Raw genomic sequence first — 20,255 nt, 5'->3', positions numbered from 1 at the left:
GCTACTGCCCCGCCTTCGTGTAGACCATCAGTGGAAGGGTCGCCACCGAGACCACGAGCACCAGCACGAGGTACCCGGTGGCCAGCGCGTTGGTGACCCGGGAGTTGACGTGTTCGCCCAGGTAGTCGCGGTCGTTGGCGACGATGAGGATCGGCAGGTAGGTCAGCGGCAGCGCGGCGGCCGACAGCACGATGCTGTACTCGGTGACCTTGATCGGGTCCAGCGAGGTCAGGATCACCGCCGTGCCCAGCAGCAGGGTCAGCAGCACCGCGGAGTGGAACCGGGGCGCGCTCGCCGGCGCGCGGGCCTTGCCCCACGCCCAGCCGAAGTACTGCGAGACGCTGTAGCCGGCGGCGAGCGCGGCCTCCAGCGCGGCGCCGAACGTCGCGGCGAACAGCCCCACGATCACCACGGCCAGGCCGATCCGCCCCAGGCCGGCGGCCACCGGCAGGGCCACCTGCGACAGGTGCTCCACCTGGATCGCGGCCGGCATGAACACCACCGCCGCGCACGCCATCACCGCCAGCGCCAGCAGGCCGCCCAGCGGGAAGCCGATGAACACGTTGGTCCGTGCCTGGCCGAGGTCCTTCTTCGTCCAGCCCTCCTCCACGCCGCTGGAGGAGAAGAACAGCACGGTGTAGGGCGTCATGGCCGCGCCGAACACGGCGATGGCGTAGTACCACCAGGTCGGCCAGTCCTCGCCGGGCGGCGGCGCCGGGTGCAGCGCGCCGCCGAGCAGGGCGCCCCAGTCGGGGCCCAACTGCCACAGGGCCACGCCGAACGCCACCAGGGCCAGCCCCAGCAGCCCGTAGGTCTGCTCCATCGCCTGGAACGGCAGCCGCCACAGCACGATCCACACCAGCACCAGCACCACCGGCACCCACAGCAGGTAGTGCACGCTGGTGGCGATCTCCAGGGCCAGCGCGACGCCACCGATCTCCGCGGCGAGGGTGAGCAGGGTGATGGTGTAGGAGGCGAGCAGGTTGGCCAGCCCGGCGCGGGCGCCCATCCGCTCGCGCACCAGGTCGAACGTCGCCCGGCCGCTGATGGCCGACACCCGCGCCGACATCTCGGTGAACAGGGCGGCCCCCACGACCCCCACCGGCAGCACCCACGCCAGCGACATCCCGAACCGGGCGCCGACCAGGGAGTTGGCCACCAGGTCGCCGACGTCCAGGAACCCGCCGATGGCGGTGAGGAAGCCGAGGGTGAAGGCCAGGACGCGCTTCATCGCCGCGCCTCGGCCGCCAGGACCGCCTCCAGGCTCTGGGCGGTGTCGGCGAGGTCGCCGGCGGCTTGCCGCGCGGTCGCGTCGTCGCCGCGCCGCAGGGCGATCCGCAGGTCGCCCAGGCCGTCGCCGGCGTTGTCGGCGAGCCCGGTCAGCCGGTCGCGCACGGCGTCCTCGCCGGGGGTGGGCGGCTGGCGGGAGGCGAAGGTGTCGGCGACCGAGCGGGCGTCGTCCTCGGCCCCGCTCACGGCGGTGTCCAGGGCCGGGCCGAAGGCGCGGCCCTCCTCGGCGAGCCGGGCGGCGAGCGTCCCGGTGCGCACGGCTGACAGCAGCGCGGTGGCGCTCTGCTCGACGTGGCGGTGGTAGCCCTCGGCGGTCAGCGCGGGACCGGGCACGCACCCGGCGGCGGCCGCCGCGACGGCGAGCCCGGCGGCCAGGCCGACGGCCAGCCGGGCGGACGGCCCGGCGGCCGACTTGGCGAACATTGCCCGCCACCGGCCGCGCCTTGCCGATACCCCCATGTCAGCGCACTACCAGCGCGGGCCGGGCTGAAACCCGGCCGCGCCGGTGCCTCAGGTGCCTCCGGCGGCGCCGGGGGGTACGCCAAGGCGCCCCCTCCGCCGTGAGGGGGAGGGGGCGCGCGAAGCCGCCGGGCCGGCCGAGCTGGGGGATGCCGGTCGGCCGGACCGGCGGCGACCGCGCCGCCCTGCGGCGCGGCGGAGGGGGTCGGGAGTCAGGAGGTCAGGAGACCGTGCACTCCTGGCCGTTGAGGGAGAAGGAGGTCGGCTCGTTGTTGGTGCCGGTGTGGGAGCCGTTGAAGCCCAGGCTCACGGTGCCGCCCGCGGCGACCGTGCCGTTCCACGCCGCGTTGGAGACGGTGACGGTGGACCCCGACTGCGCCCACTGGCCCGACCAGCCGCTGGTCACCCGCTGGCCGTTGGGGAAGTCGAACTCCAGCTCCCAGCCGCTCAGCGGCGAGGTGCCGTTGTGGGTGAAGGACACCGTTCCGGTGAACCCGGAGTTCCACTGGTTGGCCACGTTGTAGGTGACCGCGCAGGAGCCGGGTGGCGGATCGGTGGGTCCGCCGCCGTCGTCGCCGCCCAGGGCGGTGTGCACGGCGTCGTAGGCGGGTTTGGCCTGGTAATTGCTGTTGTAGAGCAGTGGCGCGCCGTAGCCCTGGAACACGTCGGGCACCCAGGAGTACTGGTCGGACACGCCCCAGACGGTCACGGCCACGCAGCCGTCGACCGCCAGGCAGGCGTTCATGACGGTGGTGTAGTCGCGCGCCTGCTGGGCCAGCTCGCTCTGGTCGGCCGGCATCTGGATGCGCACGTCCAGCTCGGTGATCGCCACCTTCAGGCCGAGGTCGGCGAAGCGCTGGATGTTCTGCTGGATGCCGCTTGGGAGCTGCCCGTTGATGAGGTGGCCCTGGATGCCGATGCCGTCGAGCGGCACGCCCTGGGCCAGCAGGTCCTGGGCCAGTTCGTAGTAGGCGTTGCTCTTGGCGTTGATGCCCTCGATGTTGTAGTCGTTCAGCCACAGCTCGGCGTTGGGGTCGGCCTGGGCGGTCCTGCGCAGCGCGTCGGCCACGAAGCCCGAGCCGAGGGTGTTGTAGAACACCGACGGCCGCCACGACCCGTCCTCCAGGAAGATCTCGTTGGCGACGTCCCAGTAGGCGATCTCACCGCGGTAGCGCCCGGCGACCGCGTCGATGTGGTCGTACATGACGGTGCGCAGCTCGGACTGGGTCCAGTTGCCGTCCTCCACCCACGGGGGGAGCTGGCTGTGCCACACCAGGGTGTGCCCGCGCACCGTCATGTCGTTGGCCTGGGCGAAGTCCATGAACTGGTCGGCCGGGCCGAACTGGAAGTTGCCCCGCGAGGGTTCGGTGGTGTCCCACTTCATCTCGTTCTCGGGGGTGGCGGCGTTGAACTCGCGGGCCGCGATGGCGCGGTACTGGCTGTCGTTGTTCAGGTGGTTGACGGCGAGCGCGGCGCCGATCTCGAACCCCTGCTCCTCCGCGTGGACGCGGAGCGGGGAGTCGGCGTTGGCGGCCGGTGCGGGGGCCAGCACCGCAACGCCGGCGACGGCCGCGAGCGTCGCCCCCAGCAGCCGCCGGGCCAGGCGGCCGAGGGGGCGGCGCGCGGTGCCGCGCCTGCCGCGTCGATCTGCTCTCACTGCTGCACCTCCGGGTGCGGTCGTCGGACAGTGACGTGGGAGCGCTCCCCGCTCATGAGCGTGACGAACGTAACACCGGGCGCGTCGGCTCGTGAAGAAGAAATTACGGACGAACGGCGGGACGCACGTACGTGAGTCCGGCACCAGGGGTTTCATGGTTGGAGATCACGAAATTCGAAACTATCGGTGCGAAATGGGCGGTATACGTCGGTCCAAAAAGACGGGAAAACGGCGCCCCTTAACCGAGAACAGGGCGAGCGCGGCAGGAGGGAAGGTGTGGTGGCGGCCTCTACGGAGAATGGAATCCGATAGTTTCGATTGCCTTTCGGCGGTCTATCGGCTTTTACGGAACACCGGAAAGGGCGGAAAAAGCAATCCGATACGAGACAGGAGAAACGCGGGCGCCTCCGGCCGGGAGGCGCCCGCGCACGCTCGCCGAGGGCGGGGCGGGGTCGAGGCCGAGGGGCCGGGGCTACTCCCCGAAGACCAGGCAGAAGGGGTGGCCGGCCGGGTCGGCGTAGACCCGGAACGCGGTGTCGCTGTGGAGGTGCGTGGCCCCCAGCGCCAGCGTCCGCCGCTCGGCCTCCTCGATGTCCTCGACCCGGACGTCGAGGTGGGCCTGCTGGGGGTGAGCGGGGTCGGGCCAGCGCGGCGGCACGTGGTCGGGCGCGTGCTGGAAGCTCACCAGGACGGAGCCGCCGGGCGCGCCGATGTCGATCCAGTGGTCCTGCTCGCTGAGGATCGACATCCCGAGCAGTTCGCAGTAGAAGCGGGCCAGTGTCGCGATGTCCGCCGCGTCGAGCACCACCGTTCGCAGCCGACCGACCATCGTCGTCATCCCCTTTCCGGGCCGGGCGGTGCCGCTCACCGCCGCCGGCCCCAATGCTGCCCGCACGGCGCCGCGCCACACCCGCCGAGCGCGGCCTCCCCCGCGCGCCCGGGCCTCGGGCCTCGGTGCCCCCGCCCCGCGCGTGTCTCCTCGGGGAACACGCGCACCGACCGGCCGTTTGCGGACACCCCGTTGCCCGCGCCGCAGGCGTCCGTTAGCGTCCGTTGCCGGGAGCGCTCCCATGGCACTCCCCCGTCCGCCGAGGAGCCGCTGTGGCCGAGACCGTTTCCCTGCCCGCCTTCCCCGCACCGCTGCGCACCCTGAACGAACCGGTCCACGCCAAGGCCGTCGGCGACGACGCGCTCGTCCTCGGCGCGGCCGGGGCCACCGACCTGTTCACCGACCCCGACGGCAGCGCCCGGTACGCCAACGCGCCCGCGCTGGTGGGCCGGATCGAGGGCGACTTCACCCTCAGCGCCCGCGTGCACGTCGACCTCGCCGCCTCCTACGACGCGGCGGTGCTGCTGCTGCACGCCGGTCCCGACTCCTGGGCCAAGTTCTGCCTGGAACTGTCGCCGCAGGGCCGGCCCACCGTGGTGTCGGTGGTGACGCGCGGGGTCTCCGACGACTGCAACTCGATGACCGTCGACCCCGGCTCCGACACCGTGCACATGCGCGTCAGCCGCCTGGGGCCCGCCTACGCCTTCCACGTCCGCGTGGGCGGCGGCCGCTGGGACCTGGTGCGCTACTTCGCGCTGACGGGAGAGGGCGGAGGGGCGGGTGAGGGCGCGGTCGCCCCCGAGGTGGGCTTCCTGGCCCAGAGCCCCACCGGGCCGGGCTGCACGGCGCGCTTCTCCGAAATCACCTACACGCCCACCCGCCTCGCCGACATCCGCGACGGCAGTTAGCGGCGAAGATCACCGCCCCCTCCCCCACCCGCGCATACCGGTCGAACGGCTCGGGTAGCGGAACCGCGACCCGAACACGACAGGCACGACCACACGGAACGACGACACCGGTCCCCGGGCGGCCGCGCGGTCCGCCGCGTGCCGTCCCCCGTGGGCCGGGTGCCGTCCCGGGTGGGTGGAGGAACCATGTTGATCGGCTACAAGCTGTTCGCTGAGGGGTACTCCCCGCAGGAGATGGTGCGCCAGGCCGAACGCGCCGAGGCCGCCGGTTTCGACTTCGTCGAGATCAGCGACCACTACCATCCCTGGCTGAACGACCACGGGCACTCCGGGTTCGCCTGGTCGATCCTGGCGGCGATCGCCGCGCGCACCGAGCGCATCGGGCTGGCCACCGGCGTGACCTGCCCGTTCATCCGCTACCACCCCGCCATCGTGGCCCAGGCGGCCGCCACCACCGCGCTGCTCTCCGACGGCCGGTTCGTGCTGGGCGTGGGCGCGGGCGAGCAGCTCAACGAGCACGTCGTGGGCCGCCCCTGGCCGGCCGCCCGCGAGCGCCACGAGATGCTGCGCGAGGCGTTGGAGATCATCCGGCTGCTGTGGCAGGGCGGCTACCGGTCCTTCGAGGGGCGCCACCTGCGGCTCGTGGACGCCCAGGTCTTCGACCTGCCCGAGGTGCCACCGGAGATCGCCGTGGCCATCAGCGGCCCCGCCTCGGCGCGGATCGCCGCCGAACTGGGCGACGCCGTCTTCGCCACCGAGCCCAAGCCCGAACTGGTGAGCGCCTACACCGAGGCGGGCGGCCGGGGGCCGAGGTACGCCGAGGTCCCGCTGTCGTGGGCGCCCGACGACGACACCGCCCTGGAGTCGGCGCACCGGCTGTTCCGGTTCGGCGTGACCGGGTGGAAGGTGCAGGCCGAACTGCCCAACGTGGTGAACTTCGAGGCCGCCACCGCGTTCGTGCGCCCCGAAGACCTGCGCTCGTCCTTCGGCTACGGCCCCGACCCCGAGCGCCACGTGGCGGCGGTCCAGCAGTTCGCCGAGGCCGGGTTCGACCGGCTGGCGCTGGTCAACGCCGGGCCGGACCCGGACGGGTTCTTCGACTTCTTCGAGAAGGAGCTGAACGAACGCGTGCGCGCGCTCACCCCGGCGACCCCGGGGCGGTGATGCCGGCCCCGCGCGCCGGGACCGGCCGGCGCCTCAGCCGCGCTCGGCGGCGGCCGGCGCGCGGTCGGCGCCGTTCCACGGGTTGCGGCCGTACCACGGCCACCAGGTGAAGGTGCGGCCCTGCGGGATCATCCGGTCCAGCCGGATGGTCAGCACCAGCACGAGCCCGCCCGCGACCATGCCGGTCAGCAGGTCGGTGAACCAGTGGAAGCGCAGGTAGACCGACACCACCGCCTGGAGCACGGCGATGCCCACGATGCAGTAGCCCAGCCGGCGCACGATGTGCGGGCGCGCGGCCTGGTAGCGGACGATCAGGAACAGCACCAGGCCGTAGATGAGGATGGCGTTGGCGCCGTGCCCGGAGGGGAAGGACACCCCGTCGGCGGAGAAGAACGCGGGGTCCTCGGTGCGCGGGTGGCTGCGGGCGAACAGCAGCTTCATCGACGCCACCAGGCTGAGCATGCCGAACACGCTGACCGCGCTGAGAATGATCGGCCGCCAGGACCGGTGCCAGTAGGCCAGTTGCAGCGCGGTGACCCCCAGGACCGGCAGCGCCACGAACCGGGAGGCGACCGTGTCGGGCCAGTAGATGAGGAATTCGCGGATCTGGTCCCAGTACGGTCGAGGTGCGTTGTTGATGAAGTTGTCGATAGGGTGGAGCGGGCCGGCCGAGAGCACCGTCATGATGATGAGCGCCACGGCCATGACGATCGCCGTCTTGTCCGAGGCCAGCCCCCATGCGATCTCGCTCACACTGGGCCAGCTCACCATGGGCGACCGCGGGCGGCGGCCGGGCGCGCGCTCGACGGCGGCCCGGTGCGCGGCGTCGAGTGCGCGCCGGGGCCGGAAGACGGGTATCGGAATCCCTGCCCATAGCGGCGGGGTCGACCGGATCCGCAGTGTCTGCATCATGTGCTCAGTGCTGTCTCACGCATCGTGGGCTGGCCTGCGGCACTGGTGTGCGTTGGGGGGACGGGCTCGCCGCTGGGGTCGGGACGTCGGTAGAGGCGGTCAACGATCGGGGACACGGACAGGGGAGTGCCCCCGAGGCGGGTGGCCGAACCCGCCGGGATCCACTCCGGGGACAGGCGGTCGGCACCGCCGTCCGGTCGGCCTTGCCGCCGGGGCGGGACACACCCCTCCACGGTACCGAGTATTTGTGGAACATTTCCGACAGCAGAGCATAGCGCCCCGTCACCCGGCGCGGCACTGCCGTCCCCCAGGGGAAACCCTTCTCACCTGCGGATTTCCCGTTCCGTCAGGGACCTCCCGGCCACTGTTCATCCCCGCGCCGCCCGGACGTGGGCGTTCCGTTAGCCAAGCTCGACCGTGTCCGGCGGCCGCGGCACCGTATGGCACTCTTCGTAATGGACACGGCTGAGCCCGCCGTATGGACCCGGCTGAGACCGGTGCCGCCCACGCGCCGCACGCGATTAGCCCCGACCGGAAAGGCCGTTGATGGTCGACCTGCCCGAGTGGCCGGATGATCCCTCCCGCCTGGCCCGCAACCCGCTGCGGGAGCAGATCCGCCGCATGCTCGTCGACGGCCTGCTGTCGGGCCGCTGGCAGCCAGGAGAGCGTATCGTCGAACGCCGGGTGGCGACCGAGTTCAACGTCAGCCAGGCGCCGGTGCGCGAGGCGCTGCGCGAGCTGGAGACCCTGCGCCTCATCGAGTCGGTGCCCAACAAGGGCGCCCGGGTGCGCGACTTCGGTGTCGCCGACATGGCCGAGATCTACCCGGTGCGGGCCGGGCTGGAGCTGGTGGCGGCCGAACTCGCCGCGCCCCGGCTGGCCGCCGACCCCCGCCCGCTGGAGCGCGAGGTCGAGGCGCTGCGCCGGGCCACCGCCGACGGCGACGTCGAGGGCCAGATCAAGCACAGCGTGGAGTTCCACCGCGAGATCGTGCGCGCCGCCGAGAACAGTGTGCTGTCCCACACCTGGGAGTCGCTGGGGGTGGAGGTGTGGACCCGGCTGTCGGTGCGCTGGCTGAACATGGAGCTGCACGCCAAGGCCGCCGACCACGCCCAGATCACCGAGGCGTTTTGCCGCCGCGATCCCGGCGTGGGCGCCATGGTGCGCGCGCACGTGCTCAACTACGTCGAGGCCGCGCTGAAGTCCTACGACCGCACCGGCTGAGGCCGAGGGCCGGTCGCGCCCGGGTGGTGTCGGTGTCGCGCCCGGGTGGCCCCAAAATGGCGCCGGTCTCGCGGGCGGCTGGACGACGCCCCACCCGCGGCCCGTTTCGCCCGGGACCTCCCCTAAAGTCGTATTGATCGATCATCGATCAGTACGTAGAGTGTGCGCGACGCACATCACACGGTACGTGCGTCAGGAGAGCAACGCGAGCCGCCCCGCACGCGTGATGTCAGCGCCCGAACTGGGCAGCATCACCGGAAGGCGAGCGAGCGCGACAACCGCATACAGCCACTCGCGCGCCCGCCGATTGAGCCCGGCGGCGGCGCACCCGCCCGGGCGGGCGTCGGCCGACGCACCCGGGCAGCAGGCCCCCGCGCCCACCGGCACGGCACGGGCCACCTCGGCACGTAGAAAGGCACCAGCATGGCTGACACGGCCAAGGCCAAGGGCGGCGGCACCGCCGGGAGCACGGGGGGCCGCCGGCGGAGCCGCAAGGACGACACCTCCTCGCGCCTCGCCGACGAGACACCGGAGACCCTCCTCGACTTCTACCGGCAGATGCTGCTCATCCGCCGGTTCGAGGAGCGCACCGGCCAGGCCTACACCCAGGCCCGCATCGGCGGTTACTGCCACCTCAACCTGGGTGAGGAGGCCACGGTCGTCGGTCTGATGCAGGCGCTGCGCGAGAGCGACTACCTGTTCACGAACTACCGCGACCACGGGTACGCCATCGGCAAGGGCATGAGCGCCCGCGAGGTCATGGCCGAGCTGTACGGACGCTCCACCGGCGTGTCCAAGGGCTGGGGCGGCTCCATGCACATGTTCGACACCAAGACCCGCATGCTGGGCGGCTACGGCATCGTCGGCGGGCAGTTGCCGCTGGCCACCGGCGCCGCGCTGGCGGTGTCCTACCGCGGCGGCGACGAGGTCGTCATGTGCCAGATGGGCGACGGCACCACCAACATCGGCGCCTGGCACGAGTCGCTGAACATCGCCGCGCTGTGGAACCTGCCCATCGTCTACGTGGTGATCAACAACTTCACCGGCATGGGCACCACCGTCGAGCGCTCCTCGGCCGAGCCCGACCTCTACAAGCGCGGCTCCGCCTTCCGCATCGAGGGCGAGCGCGTCGACGGCCGCGACGTGCTGGCCGTGCGCGACGCCGCCACCCGCCTGGTCGAGAAGGCCCGCTCCGAGCAGCGGCCCTACCTGCTGGAGGCCACCAGCTACCGGCTCAAAGGCCACTCCGTGGTCGACCCCGCCAAGTACCGCACCCAGGAGCAGATCGAGGAGGCCCGCGCCAACGACCCGGTGCTGGCGTTCGAGCACCGACTGGAGCAGGCCGGGATCCTCACCGAGGACAAGAAGCAGGAGATCGCCGAATCCGTCCGCGCCGAGGTCGCCGACGCCGCGGACTTCGCCGAGAACAGCCCCCACCCCGAGGTGTCGACACTGTTCGACTACACCTACGCCACCCCCGTGGCGAACGAGTCGCGCCGCATGCCCGCCGACCCGGTGTTCGCCGAGTAGACAAGGAGCGGGTACATGTCAGTGATCACCTACCGCCAGGCCCTGCGCGACACCCTGCGCGCCGAGATGCACCGCGACGAGAACGTCATCCTGCTCGGCGAGGAGATCGGCGTCTTCGAGGGGTCCTACAAGATCACCGAGGGGCTGCTGAACGAGTTCGGTGAGCGCCGGGTGCGCGACACCCCCATCGCCGAGGAGGGCTTCGTGGGCGCCGCAGTCGGCGCCGCGATGCTGGGGCTGCGCCCCGTCGTCGAGCTGATGACGATCAACTTCTCGCTGATCGCCATCGACCAGATCATCAACCACGCCGCCAAGATCTACGGCATGTTCGGCGGCCAGAACAGCGTGCCGATGGTCATCCGCACCCCCGGCGGCGGCGGCCAGCAGCTCGGTGCCACCCACTCCCAGAACATCGAGCTGTTCTACGCCTTCGTGCCCGGCCTCAAGGTCCTGGCGCCCAGCACCCCCGCCGAGGCCGCGTCGATGCTGCGCGCCGCCATCCGCGACGACGACCCCGTGCTGCTGCTGGAGAACCTGGGGCTCTACAACACCAAGGGCGAGGTCCCCGACGACGACGAGTCCGTCGCCGAGATCGGCCGGGCCGCCGTCACCCGCGAGGGCAGCGACATCACCCTCATCGGCTACTCCCGCATGGCGGCGCTGGGCACCCAGGTGGCCGAGGCGCTGGCCAAGGAGGACATCAGCGTCGAGGTCGTGGACCTGCGCAGCCTGCGCCCGCTGGACCGGCAGACCATCGTCGACTCGGTGAAGAAGACCGGCTGCGCCGTGGTCGCCGAGGACGACTGGCTGACCTACGGCATCGGCGCCGAGATCGCCGCCTCCATCCAGGAGGGCGCCTTCGACTACCTCGACGCGCCCGTGCGCCGGGTGGCCATGGCCGAGGTGCCGCTGCCCTACGCCAAACCGCTGGAGAACGCGGCGCTGCCGTCGACCGAGTCGGTCACCACCGCCATCAAGGAGACCCTGAGCGCCGTCGGCAAGCGGGTCGGGTAAAGGGGAGAAGCAGACGATGAGTGAGATCTACATGCCGCGCCTCTCCGACACCATGGAGGAAGGCGTCATCAGCTCCTGGGTCAAGAGCGTCGGCGACAAGGTGGCCTCGGGCGACGTCCTGGTCGAGATCGAGACCGACAAGGCCGTCATGGAGTACGAAGCCTACGAGGACGGCTACCTGGTGAAACAGGCCGTCTCCGAGGGCGACACCGTGCCCATCGGCGCGGTGATCGGCTACATCGGCGACAGCCCCGACGCCGCCCCGGAGGAGTCGGGCGGCGGCGCGGCCGAGCAGAGCGGGCAGGCCGAGCAGGCCGCGCAGGCGGAGGAGGCCGAGCAGGCCCCGCCGGCCGGGGAGGACTCCCCGCAGCCCGCGGGCGGCGCGGCCGAGCCGCAGGCGGCCCCGGCCGCCCAGGACGGCGACGGCGCGCAGCAGGGCACCCGGCCGCGCAGCTCCCCGCTGGCCCGCCGGCTGGCCCGCGAGTACGGCCTGGACATCGAGGCCATCACCGGCTCGGGTCCCAAGGGCCGCGTGGTCCGCGCCGACATCGAGGCCGCCGCCAAGCAGCGCCAGGACGGCGCCGCCCCCGCCCAGCAGCCGGCCGCGCAGGCCCCGGCCGCCCCCGCCGGCCGCGGCCAGGAGGCCTACGACGACGGCCGCGCCTCCACCGAACTGCCGGTGAGCAACGTGCGCAAGGTGATCGCGCGCCGTCTCACCCAGAGCAAGCAGGAGGTGCCGCACTTCTACCTGCGCCGCACGATCGACGCCGAGGCGCTCAAGGCGTTCCGCGGCCAGATCAACGAGCAGTTGGAGAGCACCGGCGTCAAGGTCAGCTTCAACGACCTGATCGTCAAGGCCGCGGCCACCACGCTGCGCGCCCACCCCGAGGTCAACACCTCCTGGGTCGACGACAAGCTGCTCCAGCACGGCCGGATCAACGTCGGCGTGGCGGTGGCCGTGGACGCCGGGCTGCTGGTGCCGGTGCTGCACGACGCCGACAAGACCCCGCTGTCGGAGATCGCCACGCGCACCCGCGAACTCGCGGGCAAGGCGCGCGACGGCAAGCTCAAGCCGCAGGAGATGAGCGGCGGCACGTTCAGCGTGAGCAACCTCGGCATGTTCGGCATGGACAGCTTCTCGGCGGTCATCAACCCGCCCGAGGCGGCGATCCTGGCCGTGGGCGCCATGCGCCAGCAGCCGGTGGTGCGCGACGGCGAGATCGTCGCGCGCAACACCATCGCGCTGGAGCTGTCGGTCGACCACCGCGCGGTCGACGGCGCGGTCGGCGCGGCCTTCCTGAAGGACCTCGCCGAGGTCCTGGAGAACCCGATGCGCATCATCCTCTAGCCCAGAGGCACCACCGGCGGCGCCCGCCCCTATCCGGGGGTTGGGCGCCGCCGCGCGTTGGAGGGCACGGCGCCCGGCATGGTTCCACGTGAAACCGTTCGCCGGGCTGGGCACGTGGTGACCGGAACCGCCGTATTCGCTGGTCGGTGGCGTTGGGGCGAGAGGATGCGCGAGGCTGTTGGACCCGTCTGCTCCGGCACCGGGCTCGGCGGCCTCCTCCGTCGGCGGCCCGGTGTCCGGGGGGACGCCCCCGCCTGGAACCAAGGAGGCACCGCTGATGACTCCCGCATTCACCCACACCGCCGGGGCGGAGCCGGTTCGAGGTGCCGTGGCGATCGTCCCGGGTCCCGGGCGGACGTTCACGTTCGTACTGCGCCGGCGCGGGGTGTTCGCCGGGCACTGGCTGCTGCCGGGCGGGGGCGTGGAGGCCGACGAGAGCACCGACCAGGCGGCCCGGCGCGCGGCCGCCGAGGAGGCCGGGGTGCGGGCCGGCGCGCTGGCGCCCACCGGGGTCTACGACGTGCGCGGGATCTCCCCCGAGACCGGGCCCTACTGGCTGCGCACCCACGTCTACCGCGCGCTGCGCCCGTGCGCGGTCGCCGACGGGTTCCGCGCCGACCTCCGCGAGGTCGCCGGGGTCGCCCAGGTGCACTGGTGCGAGGTCCTGCCCCATCCCACCGATATGGTCATCCTCAACGACGCCGGGGTGGCCGACTACGACCCCGACCTGGTCCGCCGGCTGCTGGCCGCCGACGGGGTGACGATGACGCCGTCGGCCGCCGTGCTGGTGCGCTGAACGCGGCCCGCCCCGCCCCGGGCGCGACCGAACCGTGACCGATCCCGCGCGCCGCCTTGTCGACTCGTCGATTCACGCCCCTGACCGGGAACTCCGCTGCTTTACTGGAGATCATGGGTGAGCGTTGGCAGGAACGGTTTCGCGCGGGCAGGGTCGGTCTCCCCTCGTGGGCCCGGGAGGCCCCGGACCACTCCCTGTTCCGCAGCGACGTCCGCGGTACCTGGGAGCTGTACGCCCGGGGCCGCGCGACCGGCGAGCGGCGGCAGGTGACCAAGCGCCACCACGGCACCGAGGGCGTGGTGTCGGCCGCCGCCGAGCGGCCCGACGGCACGGTCGAGTACGCGTGGTCGAGCGCCGCCCACCCGCCCCCCGAGACCGAGGCGCTGCGCTCGTTCGACCGCGCCCTGTCCGGCGGCGCCCCCGACGAGGTTCCCGACCGCTACCGCCGCTCCTCCCCCATCACCTACGCGGCACACGTGCGCGCCCCGGTGCTGGTGCTGGCCGGCGAGAACGACCCCCGCTGCCCGATCCGCCAGGTCGACACCTACCTGGCGCGGCCGGCGGCGCTCGGCAAGGAGCACGAGGTGTACCGATTCGACGCGGGCCACGGATCCTCCGTGGCCGACGAGCGCATCCGCCAGACGGCCGCCGAACTCGACTTCGCACTGAGAGTCACCGCAGGGGAGGGCGCGGCAGCGGGAGCGTCGTAGCCATGGACGGGCGACCCCGCTACCTGTGGGTGGCCGACCGGCTGCGCCGGCCCATCCTCAACGGCGAACTCGAACCCGGCACCCGGCTGCCCTCGCGCTCCCGGCTGGCCCGCACCTACGACGTCAGCGAGCAGGTGTCGCGGCACGCCCTGCGGCTGCTGGTCAGCGAGGGGCTGGTCGAGGCCCGCCCCGGCTCGGGCTACTACGTCCGCCCGGTCCCCCAGATCCACCGGTTCTCCCGCACCGACCGCACCTCCGGCTCCGGTGTGGACCCGCTGGAGCGCTCCGACCTGGGCACCCAGACCGACGCGGTGTGCGGCGCGGTGGCGCGCCGGCTGGGCGTGCGCGACGGCGAGCGGGTGTTCCGCACCCGCTGCCTGGGCATGTCCGACGGCGCGCCGGTGGCCCTGCACACCGCGTGGGAGCCGGCGGCGCTGACCCAGGGCACCCTGCGCACCCCCGCCGACTCCGAGCCCGGCACCAGCGTGCTCCAGCGGCTGGCCGCCGCCGGGGTCATCATCGACCGCGTGGTCGAGGAGGTCGGCGTGCGCCCGCTGCGCGAACCGGAGTCCAGCCTGCTGCACCTGGCGCCGGGACTGCCGGTGCTGGTGGTCGAGCGCACCCACTACAGCGGCCGGCGCCCGGTCGAGACCTCCGACCTGGTGGGATCGGTCGACCACTGCCGGCTGCTCTACCGGCTCAGCCTGGCGCGCGCGCCGCGCAAGCCCCGGTAGCGGCGCAGCGGTCCGCCCCGGCGCCCGGCCCCTGTGCTCACTTGCCGCGAGCCGGGCGCCGGTGCGACCCTGGCGGTGTGTGCGAGCGATCCACGGTGCTGGGACTGCACCGCGTGTGCCCGCCGTGCCGCTTCGCGGTGAAGCGGCGGGCCGACGCGGTGCGCGCCGACGGCACCACCGACTGCCCCCGCTGCGGGCGGACCATGGTCGACGCCGGCCAGGACCTGGCGGTCCCCCGCGCCGGCGACGACGAGGGCTGGCGCGTGCTGACCCTCCTGCTGGAAGCCGGGGTGACCTTCCACTCCTCCTGCTGCGGCGGCCCCGGCTGGCGGCCCCGCACCCTGCGCGAGGTCAAGGAGCGGCTGGCCGCGGCGCGCCGCACCGGCGTGCCGGAGGCCACGGCGCTGACCACCCGCGACGTCGACGCGATCGGCGCGCGCCCCCGCCGCCGCCCGGCCGCGCGCGGCTGAGCCCGCCGACGCGGCGGCCGCCCGGCCCGCGCCTGGTGCGCGGGGCCGGACGGCCGAGGGGTCGGGGCCTGGGCGCCCGCTAGGCGCCGGTGAACTCCGCGGCCACCAGCTCGGCGATCTGCGCGGTGTTCAGCGCCGCGCCCTTGCGCAGGTTGTCGCCGCACAGGAACAGGTCCAGCGACCGCGGGTCGTCGATCGACCGGCGGATGCGGCCCACCCAGGTGGGGTCGGTGCCCACCACGTCGGCGGGCGTGGGGAACTCCCCGCGCGCGGGGTCGTCCTGGACCACCACGCCCGGCGCCGAGGCCAGCAGCTCGCGGGCGGCCTGGGCGTCGACCTCCTCGGCGAAGGAGGCGTGCACCACCAGGGAGTGGGTGGTGACCACCGGCACGCGCACGCACGTGGCGGCGACCCGCAGGTCGGGCAGGCCGAGGATCTTGCGGGACTCGTTGCGGACCTTCAGCTCCTCGGAGGCGTAGCCGTCCTCCTTCAGCGAGCCCGCCCACGGCACGACGTTCATGGCCAGCGGCGCCGGGAACGGCCCCAGCTCGCCCACCGCCGCGCGGACGTCGCCGGCCCGGGTGCCCAGGGTGCGGTCGCCGGCCGCCTTCTCGATCTGGTCGCGCAGGGTGTCGATGCCCTCCTGGCCGGCGCCGGAGGCGGCCTGGTAGGAGGCCACCACGAGGTCGGTCAGGCCGTAGGCGCGGTGCAGCGCGCCCATGGCCACGATCATCGACAGGGTGGTGCAGTTGGGGTTGCTGATGATGCCGCGCGGGCGGTTGCGGGCCTGCTCGGCGTTGACCTCGGGCACCACGAGCGGGACGTCGGGGTCCATGCGGAACGCGCCGGAGTTGTCCACGGCCACCGCGCCGCGCGCGGCGGCGACGGGCGCCCACTCCTTGGAGACCTCGTCGGGGACGTCGAACATGGCGACGTCGACGCCGTCGAAGACCTCCGGCGCCAGCGCCTGGACCTCGACCTCCTCGCCGCGGACGGTCAGCCGCTTGCCGGCCGAGCGCGCCGAGGCGACCAGGCGGATCTCGCCCCAGACGTTCTCGCGGGTGGAGAGGATGTCGAGCATGACGGTGCCGACGGCGCCGGTGGCGCCGACGACGGCCAGGGTGGGAAGGCGTTCGCTCATCGTCCGGTACCTCCGTACACGACCGCCTCGACCTGGGCGGCGTCCAACTGGAACTCGGTGTGGGCCGCGGCGACCGCGGTGTCGATCTGGTCCTGCTCCACGACGACCGAGATGCGGATCTCCGACGTGGAGATCATCTCGATGTTGGTGCCCGAGCGGGCGAGCGCGTCGAAGAACCGCGCGGTGACACCGGGGTAGGAGCGCATGCCCGCGCCCACCAGCGACACCTTGCCGATCTGGTCGTCGTAGCGCAGCGCCTCGAAGCCGACGTCGTCCTGGATCTTCTTCAGCGCGGCCAGCGCGGTCTGGCCGGCGTCCATGGGGACCGTGAAGGAGATGTCGGTGCGCGAGGTGGAGGCCGCCGACACGTTCTGCACGATCATGTCGATGTTGATCTCGGCGTCGGCCAGCGCCGCGAAGATCGCCGCGGCCTCGCCCACCTTGTCGGGCACGCCCACGACCGTGATCTTGGCCTCGCTCCGGTCGTGCGCGACTCCGGAGATGATCGGTTGTTCCATGCCTTCGGCTTCCTCAACTTCCGAGACGACCCAGGTTCCGGGCTTCTGACTGAACGACGAGCGGACATGCAGCGGGATTCCGTAGCGCCGCGCGTACTCCACGCAGCGCAGGTGCAGGATCTTGGTGCCGCTGGCGGCCATCTCCAGCATCTCCTCATAGGAGATCTTGGGGATGCGCCGGGCGGTGGGCACGATCCGCGGGTCGGCGGTGAACACGCCGTCGACGTCGCTGTAGATCTCGCAGGCGTCGGCGTTCAGCGCCGCGGCGAGGGCGACGGCGGTGGTGTCGGAGCCGCCGCGGCCCAGGGTGGTGATGTCCTTGCTGTCCTGGGAGACGCCCTGGAAGCCGGCGACGATGCAGATGGAGCCCTCGTCCAGGGCCTCCTGGATGCGTCCGGGCGTGACATCGATGATCTTGGCGTTGCCGTGGAGCGAGGTGGTGATCACTCCGGCCTGGGAGCCGGTGAACGAGCGGGCCTCGTAGCCGAGGTTGCCGATCGCCATGGCCACCAGCGCCATGGAGATCCGCTCACCGGAGGTAAGGAGCATGTCCAGCTCGCGCCCGGGGGGCAGCGGCGAGACCTGCTCGGCGAGGTCGAGGAGTTCGTCGGTGGTGTCGCCCATGGCCGAGACCACGACGACCACGTCGTAACCCGCCTTTTTCTGAGCGACGATCCGTTGGGCCACTCGCTTGATGGCCTCCGCGTCGGCGACGGAAGACCCACCGTACTTCTGCACGATCAGAGCCACGGTCGTTGCTCCTGAGGGGTTGGGATCACGGTAATCAACTAGGAAGTGTAGTCAGCGGAACGGTCGGGACGCCGTCTCACCTGCGGCGCTGCGCCGCTGAGGGCGGGTGAGGGCGGCACCGAGGCGGGGGTGTACCCCGATCGGGGCCAAGTACTCCTCCCCGCGCCGACGGGCGGTCCCGCCTGCGGCGGTCACGGGGCCGAAACCCCCGGCCGGGCGGGTGCGGACGCCGGGAGCTAGAACTCCAGACTCCGGCGCCCCTCGAAGGCGCGGCCCAGGGTGACCTCGTCGGCGTACTCCAGGTCGCCGCCCACGGGCAGGCCGCTCGCCAGCCGGGTGACTTTCAGCCCCATGGGTTTGACCAGGCGCGCGAGGTAGGTGGCGGTGGCCTCGCCCTCGAGGTTGGGGTCGGTGGCCAGGATCAGCTCGGTGATCTGGCCGTCGGCGAGCCGGGTCATCAGCTCCTTGATGCGGAGGTCGTCGGGGCCGACGCCCTCGATCGGGCTGATGGCGCCGCCCAGCACGTGGTAGCGGCCGCGGAACTCCCGGGTGCGCTCGATGGCGACGACGTCCTTGGACTCCTCGACCACGCAGATGACGGCGGTGTCGCGGCGGGGGTCGCGGCAGATGCGGCACTCGCTCTCCTCGGCGACGTTGCCGCACACCGAGCAGAACCGCACCCGCTCCTTGACCTCGACCAGCGCGTTGGCCAGGCGTTTGACGTCGGCGGTCTCGGCGGCGAGCAGGTGGAAGGCGATCCGCTGCGCGCTCTTGGGACCGACGCCGGGCAACCGTCCCAACTCGTCGATCAGGTTCTGGACCGCGCCCTCGTACATCGCCCACCCACGTGTGTCCGCAATTCGCCTCCCACCGTAGCCGAGTCGGGGGCGCGGTGGCGCCACCCCGGGCCGGCCGATCCGGGCAAAGCGCCGGCGCGGCCCGCCCGGATCGCGTCCGCGCGGGGGGATCCGCGCGGCGCCGCGCGGCGTCGGAGCACACGGACGACACAGAAGAAGGGACCACGGCCACCATGACCGAGCCGACGCAGCCCCCGCAGGAGCCCCGGCGCTGGTTCAGCCCCGCCATGGAGCGGGCGGGCGCCGCCTACGCCGCCTGGGCGGCGGAGCAGACCGAGACGTACAACACCCACCACCCCACGGGCCAATGGCACGTCGACGTCGAGGCGAGCACGTTCCGCCAGGGCGACAAGACCGTGCGGGTGGCCCCGCTGGGGACGTTCGGCACCGACGGGAGCTGGCTGTGGGCGTGGGCCAACCCGCACATGCACCCGCCGGGCTCGCCCCGGCTGGCGGCGTCGATCGCGCTGCGGGAGTTCGGCGAGCAGTACGAGATCCCCGAACTGGTGACGCCCCGGCTGGAGTTCGGCGACTTCGCCGACCCGCGCATGGCCGCCGAGCGGCTGTGCCTGGCGGCCACCGGCACGCTGTCGGGCTACGGCTACGCCAGTGTGACCGCCGACACCGGCGCGCGGTTCGCGATGATGGTGGTGGACGACGTGATCCCGCGCGCGGAGTTCGACATGGTCACCCTGCCCCGCCGGGTCATGCAGGGCATCGAGATCTTCCCCTTCGACCAGCCCGGGACCGTGCACGGCTACCTGGCGCGGCACGGGTTCACGGTGGAGCGCACGGGCGAACGCGCGCTGCGCGGCGTGCGGCCGGAGTGCGCGGTGACCGCGGAGTTCAACGAGCACGGGGCGCTGGCGCACCTGTCGGTGCAGAACGCCAAGAGCTGACCCCGCGCCGCGCGCCGCCGGCCCGCCCCGCCGGTCGGGGGCGGGGCCGGCGGCGCGGGCGGGAGGCTAGAAGCCCGGCAGACCCGGCATGCCGCCGCCGGGCATGCCGCCGCCCAGGCCCTCGGCCAGCGGGCCCATCTTCTCCTGCTGAAGCTCCTCGACCGAGGACTCGGCGTCGCGGATGGCGGCCAGCACGAGATCGGCGACCGTCTGCGCGGTGTCCTCGGGGTCGGCGGGGTCGATCGCGCGGGGGTCGATGACGATCTCCTCGACCGCGCCGCGGCCGTTGACGGTGACCTTGACCAGACCGCCGCCGGAGGTGCCCTCGACCTGGGCCTCGTCGAGCTGCTGCTGGGCCTCCATGAGCTGCTGCTGCATCTGCTGGGCCTGCTGCAACAGGGCCTGCATGTCCATTCCGCCGCCAGGGTTCACTGCGATTCTCCTTGCCTGCGTGTCCGTCTCTGCGAGCGTATCCGCTCGCGGCGGACCCGGCCGCCGACGCGGCTTTCGCGCGCGGCGGACACCGGCGGGCCACGGCCGGGGGCGGCACGGGGCGGCGTGTCCCCGTGCGGACATGTCGCCGTGTAGCCGTGTCGGCCTGTCACCGTGTCGGCGTGTCGACAGCGCCGCCGGCGCGTCCGGTGGGCCGGGGCGGGTCAGGGCGCGGTGTGGTCGATCTCGTTGATGATCTTGCCGCCCAGTTCGGTTTCGATCAGCGCGAAGCCGGAGACGGCGCGCCCGGCCGCCCCGGCGGGGTCGTCGGGAGGCGGCGGCGCCGCCTGCGCGGCCGAGGCGGGCGCGGCCGGGCGGTTCGCGGCCGGAGCCGACCGGGACCCGGCGGGCGCGCCGCCGAAGTCGGAGTCGTCGGGCGGCGGGGCGGCGGAGTCCTCGTAGGGGTCGGGCGGCGGCTCCTGCTGGTGCGGCGCGGCGGGCGGCCCGGGCGGGCGCTGGGCGGCCGCGGGGCCGGCGGGCGCGCCGGAGGCGGGGTCGGGCTCGGGCCGGGACGGCGGCGCCGGCGGCGCGGGGTCGGGCGGGGCGTCCCACC

General features: G+C 73.0%; 20 protein-coding genes and 1 pseudogene. 11 read left to right on the top strand and 10 right to left on the bottom strand.

The window, feature by feature from the left end; genetic code table 11:
* Position 1 precedes the first annotated feature (1 nt).
* The 4 genes from LG943_RS21070 to LG943_RS21055 form a co-directional block, all read right to left on the bottom strand.
* Positions 2–1,231, bottom strand: coding sequence for an NRAMP family divalent metal transporter (locus tag LG943_RS21070; protein ID WP_270074059.1), 1,230 nt, complete (start codon positions 1,229–1,231; stop codon positions 2–4).
* Positions 1,228–1,713, bottom strand: a complete 486-nt coding sequence (locus LG943_RS21065; RefSeq protein WP_270074058.1) for a hypothetical protein — start codon at positions 1,711–1,713, stop codon at positions 1,228–1,230. The genes LG943_RS21070 and LG943_RS21065 overlap by 4 nt, the downstream gene beginning before the upstream one ends.
* Positions 1,714–1,969: 256 nt before the next feature.
* Positions 1,970–3,406, bottom strand: a complete 1,437-nt coding sequence (locus LG943_RS21060) for an endo-1,4-beta-xylanase (RefSeq protein WP_270074057.1) — start codon at positions 3,404–3,406, stop codon at positions 1,970–1,972.
* A 472-nt stretch (positions 3,407–3,878) separates the two neighbouring features.
* Positions 3,879–4,244: a VOC family protein gene (locus LG943_RS21055; RefSeq protein WP_333486409.1), complete on the bottom strand. Its 366-nt coding sequence runs from the start codon at positions 4,242–4,244 to the stop codon at positions 3,879–3,881.
* A gap of 263 nt (positions 4,245–4,507) precedes the next feature.
* Here LG943_RS21055 and LG943_RS21050 point away from each other — a divergent pair, with 263 nt between their 5' ends.
* Entirely contained in the window at positions 4,508–5,143 is a 636-nt protein-coding gene (locus LG943_RS21050; protein ID WP_270074056.1) for a DUF1349 domain-containing protein, read from the top strand.
* 186 nt (positions 5,144–5,329) lie between these two features.
* The gene (locus LG943_RS21045; protein ID WP_270074055.1) at positions 5,330–6,307 is read left to right on the top strand and encodes a TIGR03557 family F420-dependent LLM class oxidoreductase; all 978 of its coding nucleotides are present in this window, start codon (positions 5,330–5,332) and stop codon (positions 6,305–6,307) included.
* 33 nt (positions 6,308–6,340) lie between these two features.
* Here LG943_RS21045 and LG943_RS21040 read toward each other — a convergent pair whose 3' ends face one another.
* The gene (locus LG943_RS21040; RefSeq protein WP_270074054.1) at positions 6,341–7,078 is read right to left on the bottom strand and encodes a phosphatase PAP2 family protein; all 738 of its coding nucleotides are present in this window, start codon (positions 7,076–7,078) and stop codon (positions 6,341–6,343) included.
* Positions 7,079–7,765: 687 nt separating this feature from the next.
* Here LG943_RS21040 and LG943_RS21035 point away from each other — a divergent pair.
* The 8 genes from LG943_RS21035 (at position 7,766) to LG943_RS21000 (ending at position 15,045) form a co-directional block, all read left to right on the top strand.
* On the top strand, positions 7,766–8,443 hold the full coding sequence (locus LG943_RS21035) for a GntR family transcriptional regulator (RefSeq protein ID WP_270074053.1): 678 nt from the start codon (positions 7,766–7,768) through the stop codon (positions 8,441–8,443).
* A 423-nt stretch (positions 8,444–8,866) separates the two neighbouring features.
* Entirely contained in the window at positions 8,867–9,973 is a 1,107-nt protein-coding gene (gene pdhA, locus LG943_RS21030; RefSeq protein ID WP_270074052.1) for a pyruvate dehydrogenase (acetyl-transferring) E1 component subunit alpha, read from the top strand.
* A 15-nt stretch (positions 9,974–9,988) separates the two neighbouring features.
* Positions 9,989–10,987, top strand: a complete 999-nt coding sequence (locus LG943_RS21025; RefSeq protein WP_179768289.1) for an alpha-ketoacid dehydrogenase subunit beta — start codon at positions 9,989–9,991, stop codon at positions 10,985–10,987.
* 16 nt (positions 10,988–11,003) lie between these two features.
* Positions 11,004–12,335 (top strand): dihydrolipoamide acetyltransferase family protein, encoded by a 1,332-nt coding sequence (locus LG943_RS21020; RefSeq protein WP_270074051.1) that lies wholly within the window; start codon positions 11,004–11,006, stop codon positions 12,333–12,335.
* Between the two features lie 277 nt (positions 12,336–12,612).
* The gene (locus LG943_RS21015) at positions 12,613–13,131 is read left to right on the top strand and encodes an NUDIX hydrolase (RefSeq protein ID WP_270074050.1); all 519 of its coding nucleotides are present in this window, start codon (positions 12,613–12,615) and stop codon (positions 13,129–13,131) included.
* Between the two features lie 113 nt (positions 13,132–13,244).
* Positions 13,245–13,841: an alpha/beta hydrolase family protein gene (locus LG943_RS21010; RefSeq protein ID WP_270074049.1), complete on the top strand. Its 597-nt coding sequence runs from the start codon at positions 13,245–13,247 to the stop codon at positions 13,839–13,841.
* A 2-nt stretch (positions 13,842–13,843) separates the two neighbouring features.
* Complete coding sequence (locus LG943_RS21005; protein WP_270074048.1) at positions 13,844–14,575, top strand: GntR family transcriptional regulator; 732 nt, start codon at positions 13,844–13,846, stop codon at positions 14,573–14,575.
* Positions 14,576–14,652: 77 nt separating this feature from the next.
* Positions 14,653–15,045, top strand: a complete 393-nt coding sequence (locus LG943_RS21000; protein WP_270074047.1) for a hypothetical protein — start codon at positions 14,653–14,655, stop codon at positions 15,043–15,045.
* Between the two features lie 79 nt (positions 15,046–15,124).
* Here LG943_RS21000 and LG943_RS20995 read toward each other — a convergent pair whose 3' ends face one another.
* The 3 genes from LG943_RS20995 to recR all read right to left on the bottom strand — a co-directional run bounded on the left by LG943_RS20995 (position 15,125) and on the right by recR (position 18,290).
* Entirely contained in the window at positions 15,125–16,186 is a 1,062-nt protein-coding gene (locus LG943_RS20995; RefSeq protein WP_270074046.1) for an aspartate-semialdehyde dehydrogenase, read from the bottom strand.
* Positions 16,183–17,454, bottom strand: coding sequence for an aspartate kinase (locus LG943_RS20990; RefSeq protein ID WP_270074045.1), 1,272 nt, complete (start codon positions 17,452–17,454; stop codon positions 16,183–16,185). The genes LG943_RS20995 and LG943_RS20990 overlap by 4 nt, the downstream gene beginning before the upstream one ends.
* 236 nt (positions 17,455–17,690) lie before the next feature.
* Positions 17,691–18,290: a recombination mediator RecR gene (gene recR / locus LG943_RS20985; protein ID WP_270074044.1), complete on the bottom strand. Its 600-nt coding sequence runs from the start codon at positions 18,288–18,290 to the stop codon at positions 17,691–17,693.
* A 194-nt stretch (positions 18,291–18,484) separates the two neighbouring features.
* On the opposite strand from recR, the gene LG943_RS20980 reads away from it, so the two are divergent.
* Positions 18,485–19,210: a DUF6882 domain-containing protein gene (locus LG943_RS20980; protein ID WP_270074043.1), complete on the top strand. Its 726-nt coding sequence runs from the start codon at positions 18,485–18,487 to the stop codon at positions 19,208–19,210.
* 66 nt (positions 19,211–19,276) lie between these two features.
* On the opposite strand, the gene LG943_RS20975 is transcribed toward LG943_RS20980, so the two are convergent.
* Together LG943_RS20975 and LG943_RS20970 are read right to left on the bottom strand one after the other, a co-directional pair.
* A complete protein-coding gene (locus LG943_RS20975; RefSeq protein ID WP_270074113.1) occupies positions 19,277–19,624 on the bottom strand; it encodes a YbaB/EbfC family nucleoid-associated protein in 348 nt (115 codons plus the stop codon).
* A 242-nt stretch (positions 19,625–19,866) separates the two neighbouring features.
* Positions 19,867–20,255: pseudogene (locus tag LG943_RS20970) on the bottom strand (DNA polymerase III subunit gamma/tau); the annotation flags it as partial.

Source organism: Streptomonospora mangrovi (assembly GCF_027604915.1).
Classification (GTDB): Bacteria; Actinomycetota; Actinomycetes; order Streptosporangiales; family Streptosporangiaceae; genus Streptomonospora; species Streptomonospora mangrovi.
This window is presented reverse-complemented; position numbering and strand designations above follow the sequence as displayed.

Excerpts from the sequence above, each read along its gene's own strand:
- LG943_RS21070 (WP_270074059.1), bottom strand. The coding sequence starts at position 1,231 with ATGAAGCGCGTCCTGGCCTTCACCCTCGGCTTCCTCACCGCCATCGGC.
- LG943_RS21065 (WP_270074058.1), bottom strand. The coding sequence starts at position 1,713 with ATGTTCGCCAAGTCGGCCGCCGGGCCGTCCGCCCGGCTGGCCGTCGGC.
- LG943_RS21055 (WP_333486409.1), bottom strand. The coding sequence starts at position 4,244 with ATGACGACGATGGTCGGTCGGCTGCGAACGGTGGTGCTCGACGCGGCG.
- LG943_RS21045 (WP_270074055.1), top strand. The coding sequence starts at position 5,330 with ATGTTGATCGGCTACAAGCTGTTCGCTGAGGGGTACTCCCCGCAGGAG.
- LG943_RS21040 (WP_270074054.1), bottom strand. The coding sequence starts at position 7,078 with ATGGTGAGCTGGCCCAGTGTGAGCGAGATCGCATGGGGGCTGGCCTCG.
- LG943_RS21035 (WP_270074053.1), top strand. The coding sequence starts at position 7,766 with ATGGTCGACCTGCCCGAGTGGCCGGATGATCCCTCCCGCCTGGCCCGC.
- pdhA (WP_270074052.1), top strand. The coding sequence starts at position 8,867 with ATGGCTGACACGGCCAAGGCCAAGGGCGGCGGCACCGCCGGGAGCACG.
- LG943_RS21025 (WP_179768289.1), top strand. The coding sequence starts at position 9,989 with ATGTCAGTGATCACCTACCGCCAGGCCCTGCGCGACACCCTGCGCGCC.
- LG943_RS21020 (WP_270074051.1), top strand. The coding sequence starts at position 11,004 with ATGAGTGAGATCTACATGCCGCGCCTCTCCGACACCATGGAGGAAGGC.
- LG943_RS21015 (WP_270074050.1), top strand. The coding sequence starts at position 12,613 with ATGACTCCCGCATTCACCCACACCGCCGGGGCGGAGCCGGTTCGAGGT.
- LG943_RS21010 (WP_270074049.1), top strand. The coding sequence starts at position 13,245 with ATGGGTGAGCGTTGGCAGGAACGGTTTCGCGCGGGCAGGGTCGGTCTC.
- LG943_RS21005 (WP_270074048.1), top strand. The coding sequence starts at position 13,844 with ATGGACGGGCGACCCCGCTACCTGTGGGTGGCCGACCGGCTGCGCCGG.
- LG943_RS20995 (WP_270074046.1), bottom strand. The coding sequence starts at position 16,186 with ATGAGCGAACGCCTTCCCACCCTGGCCGTCGTCGGCGCCACCGGCGCC.
- recR (WP_270074044.1), bottom strand. The coding sequence starts at position 18,290 with ATGTACGAGGGCGCGGTCCAGAACCTGATCGACGAGTTGGGACGGTTG.
- LG943_RS20980 (WP_270074043.1), top strand. The coding sequence starts at position 18,485 with ATGACCGAGCCGACGCAGCCCCCGCAGGAGCCCCGGCGCTGGTTCAGC.
- LG943_RS20975 (WP_270074113.1), bottom strand. The coding sequence starts at position 19,624 with ATGGACATGCAGGCCCTGTTGCAGCAGGCCCAGCAGATGCAGCAGCAG.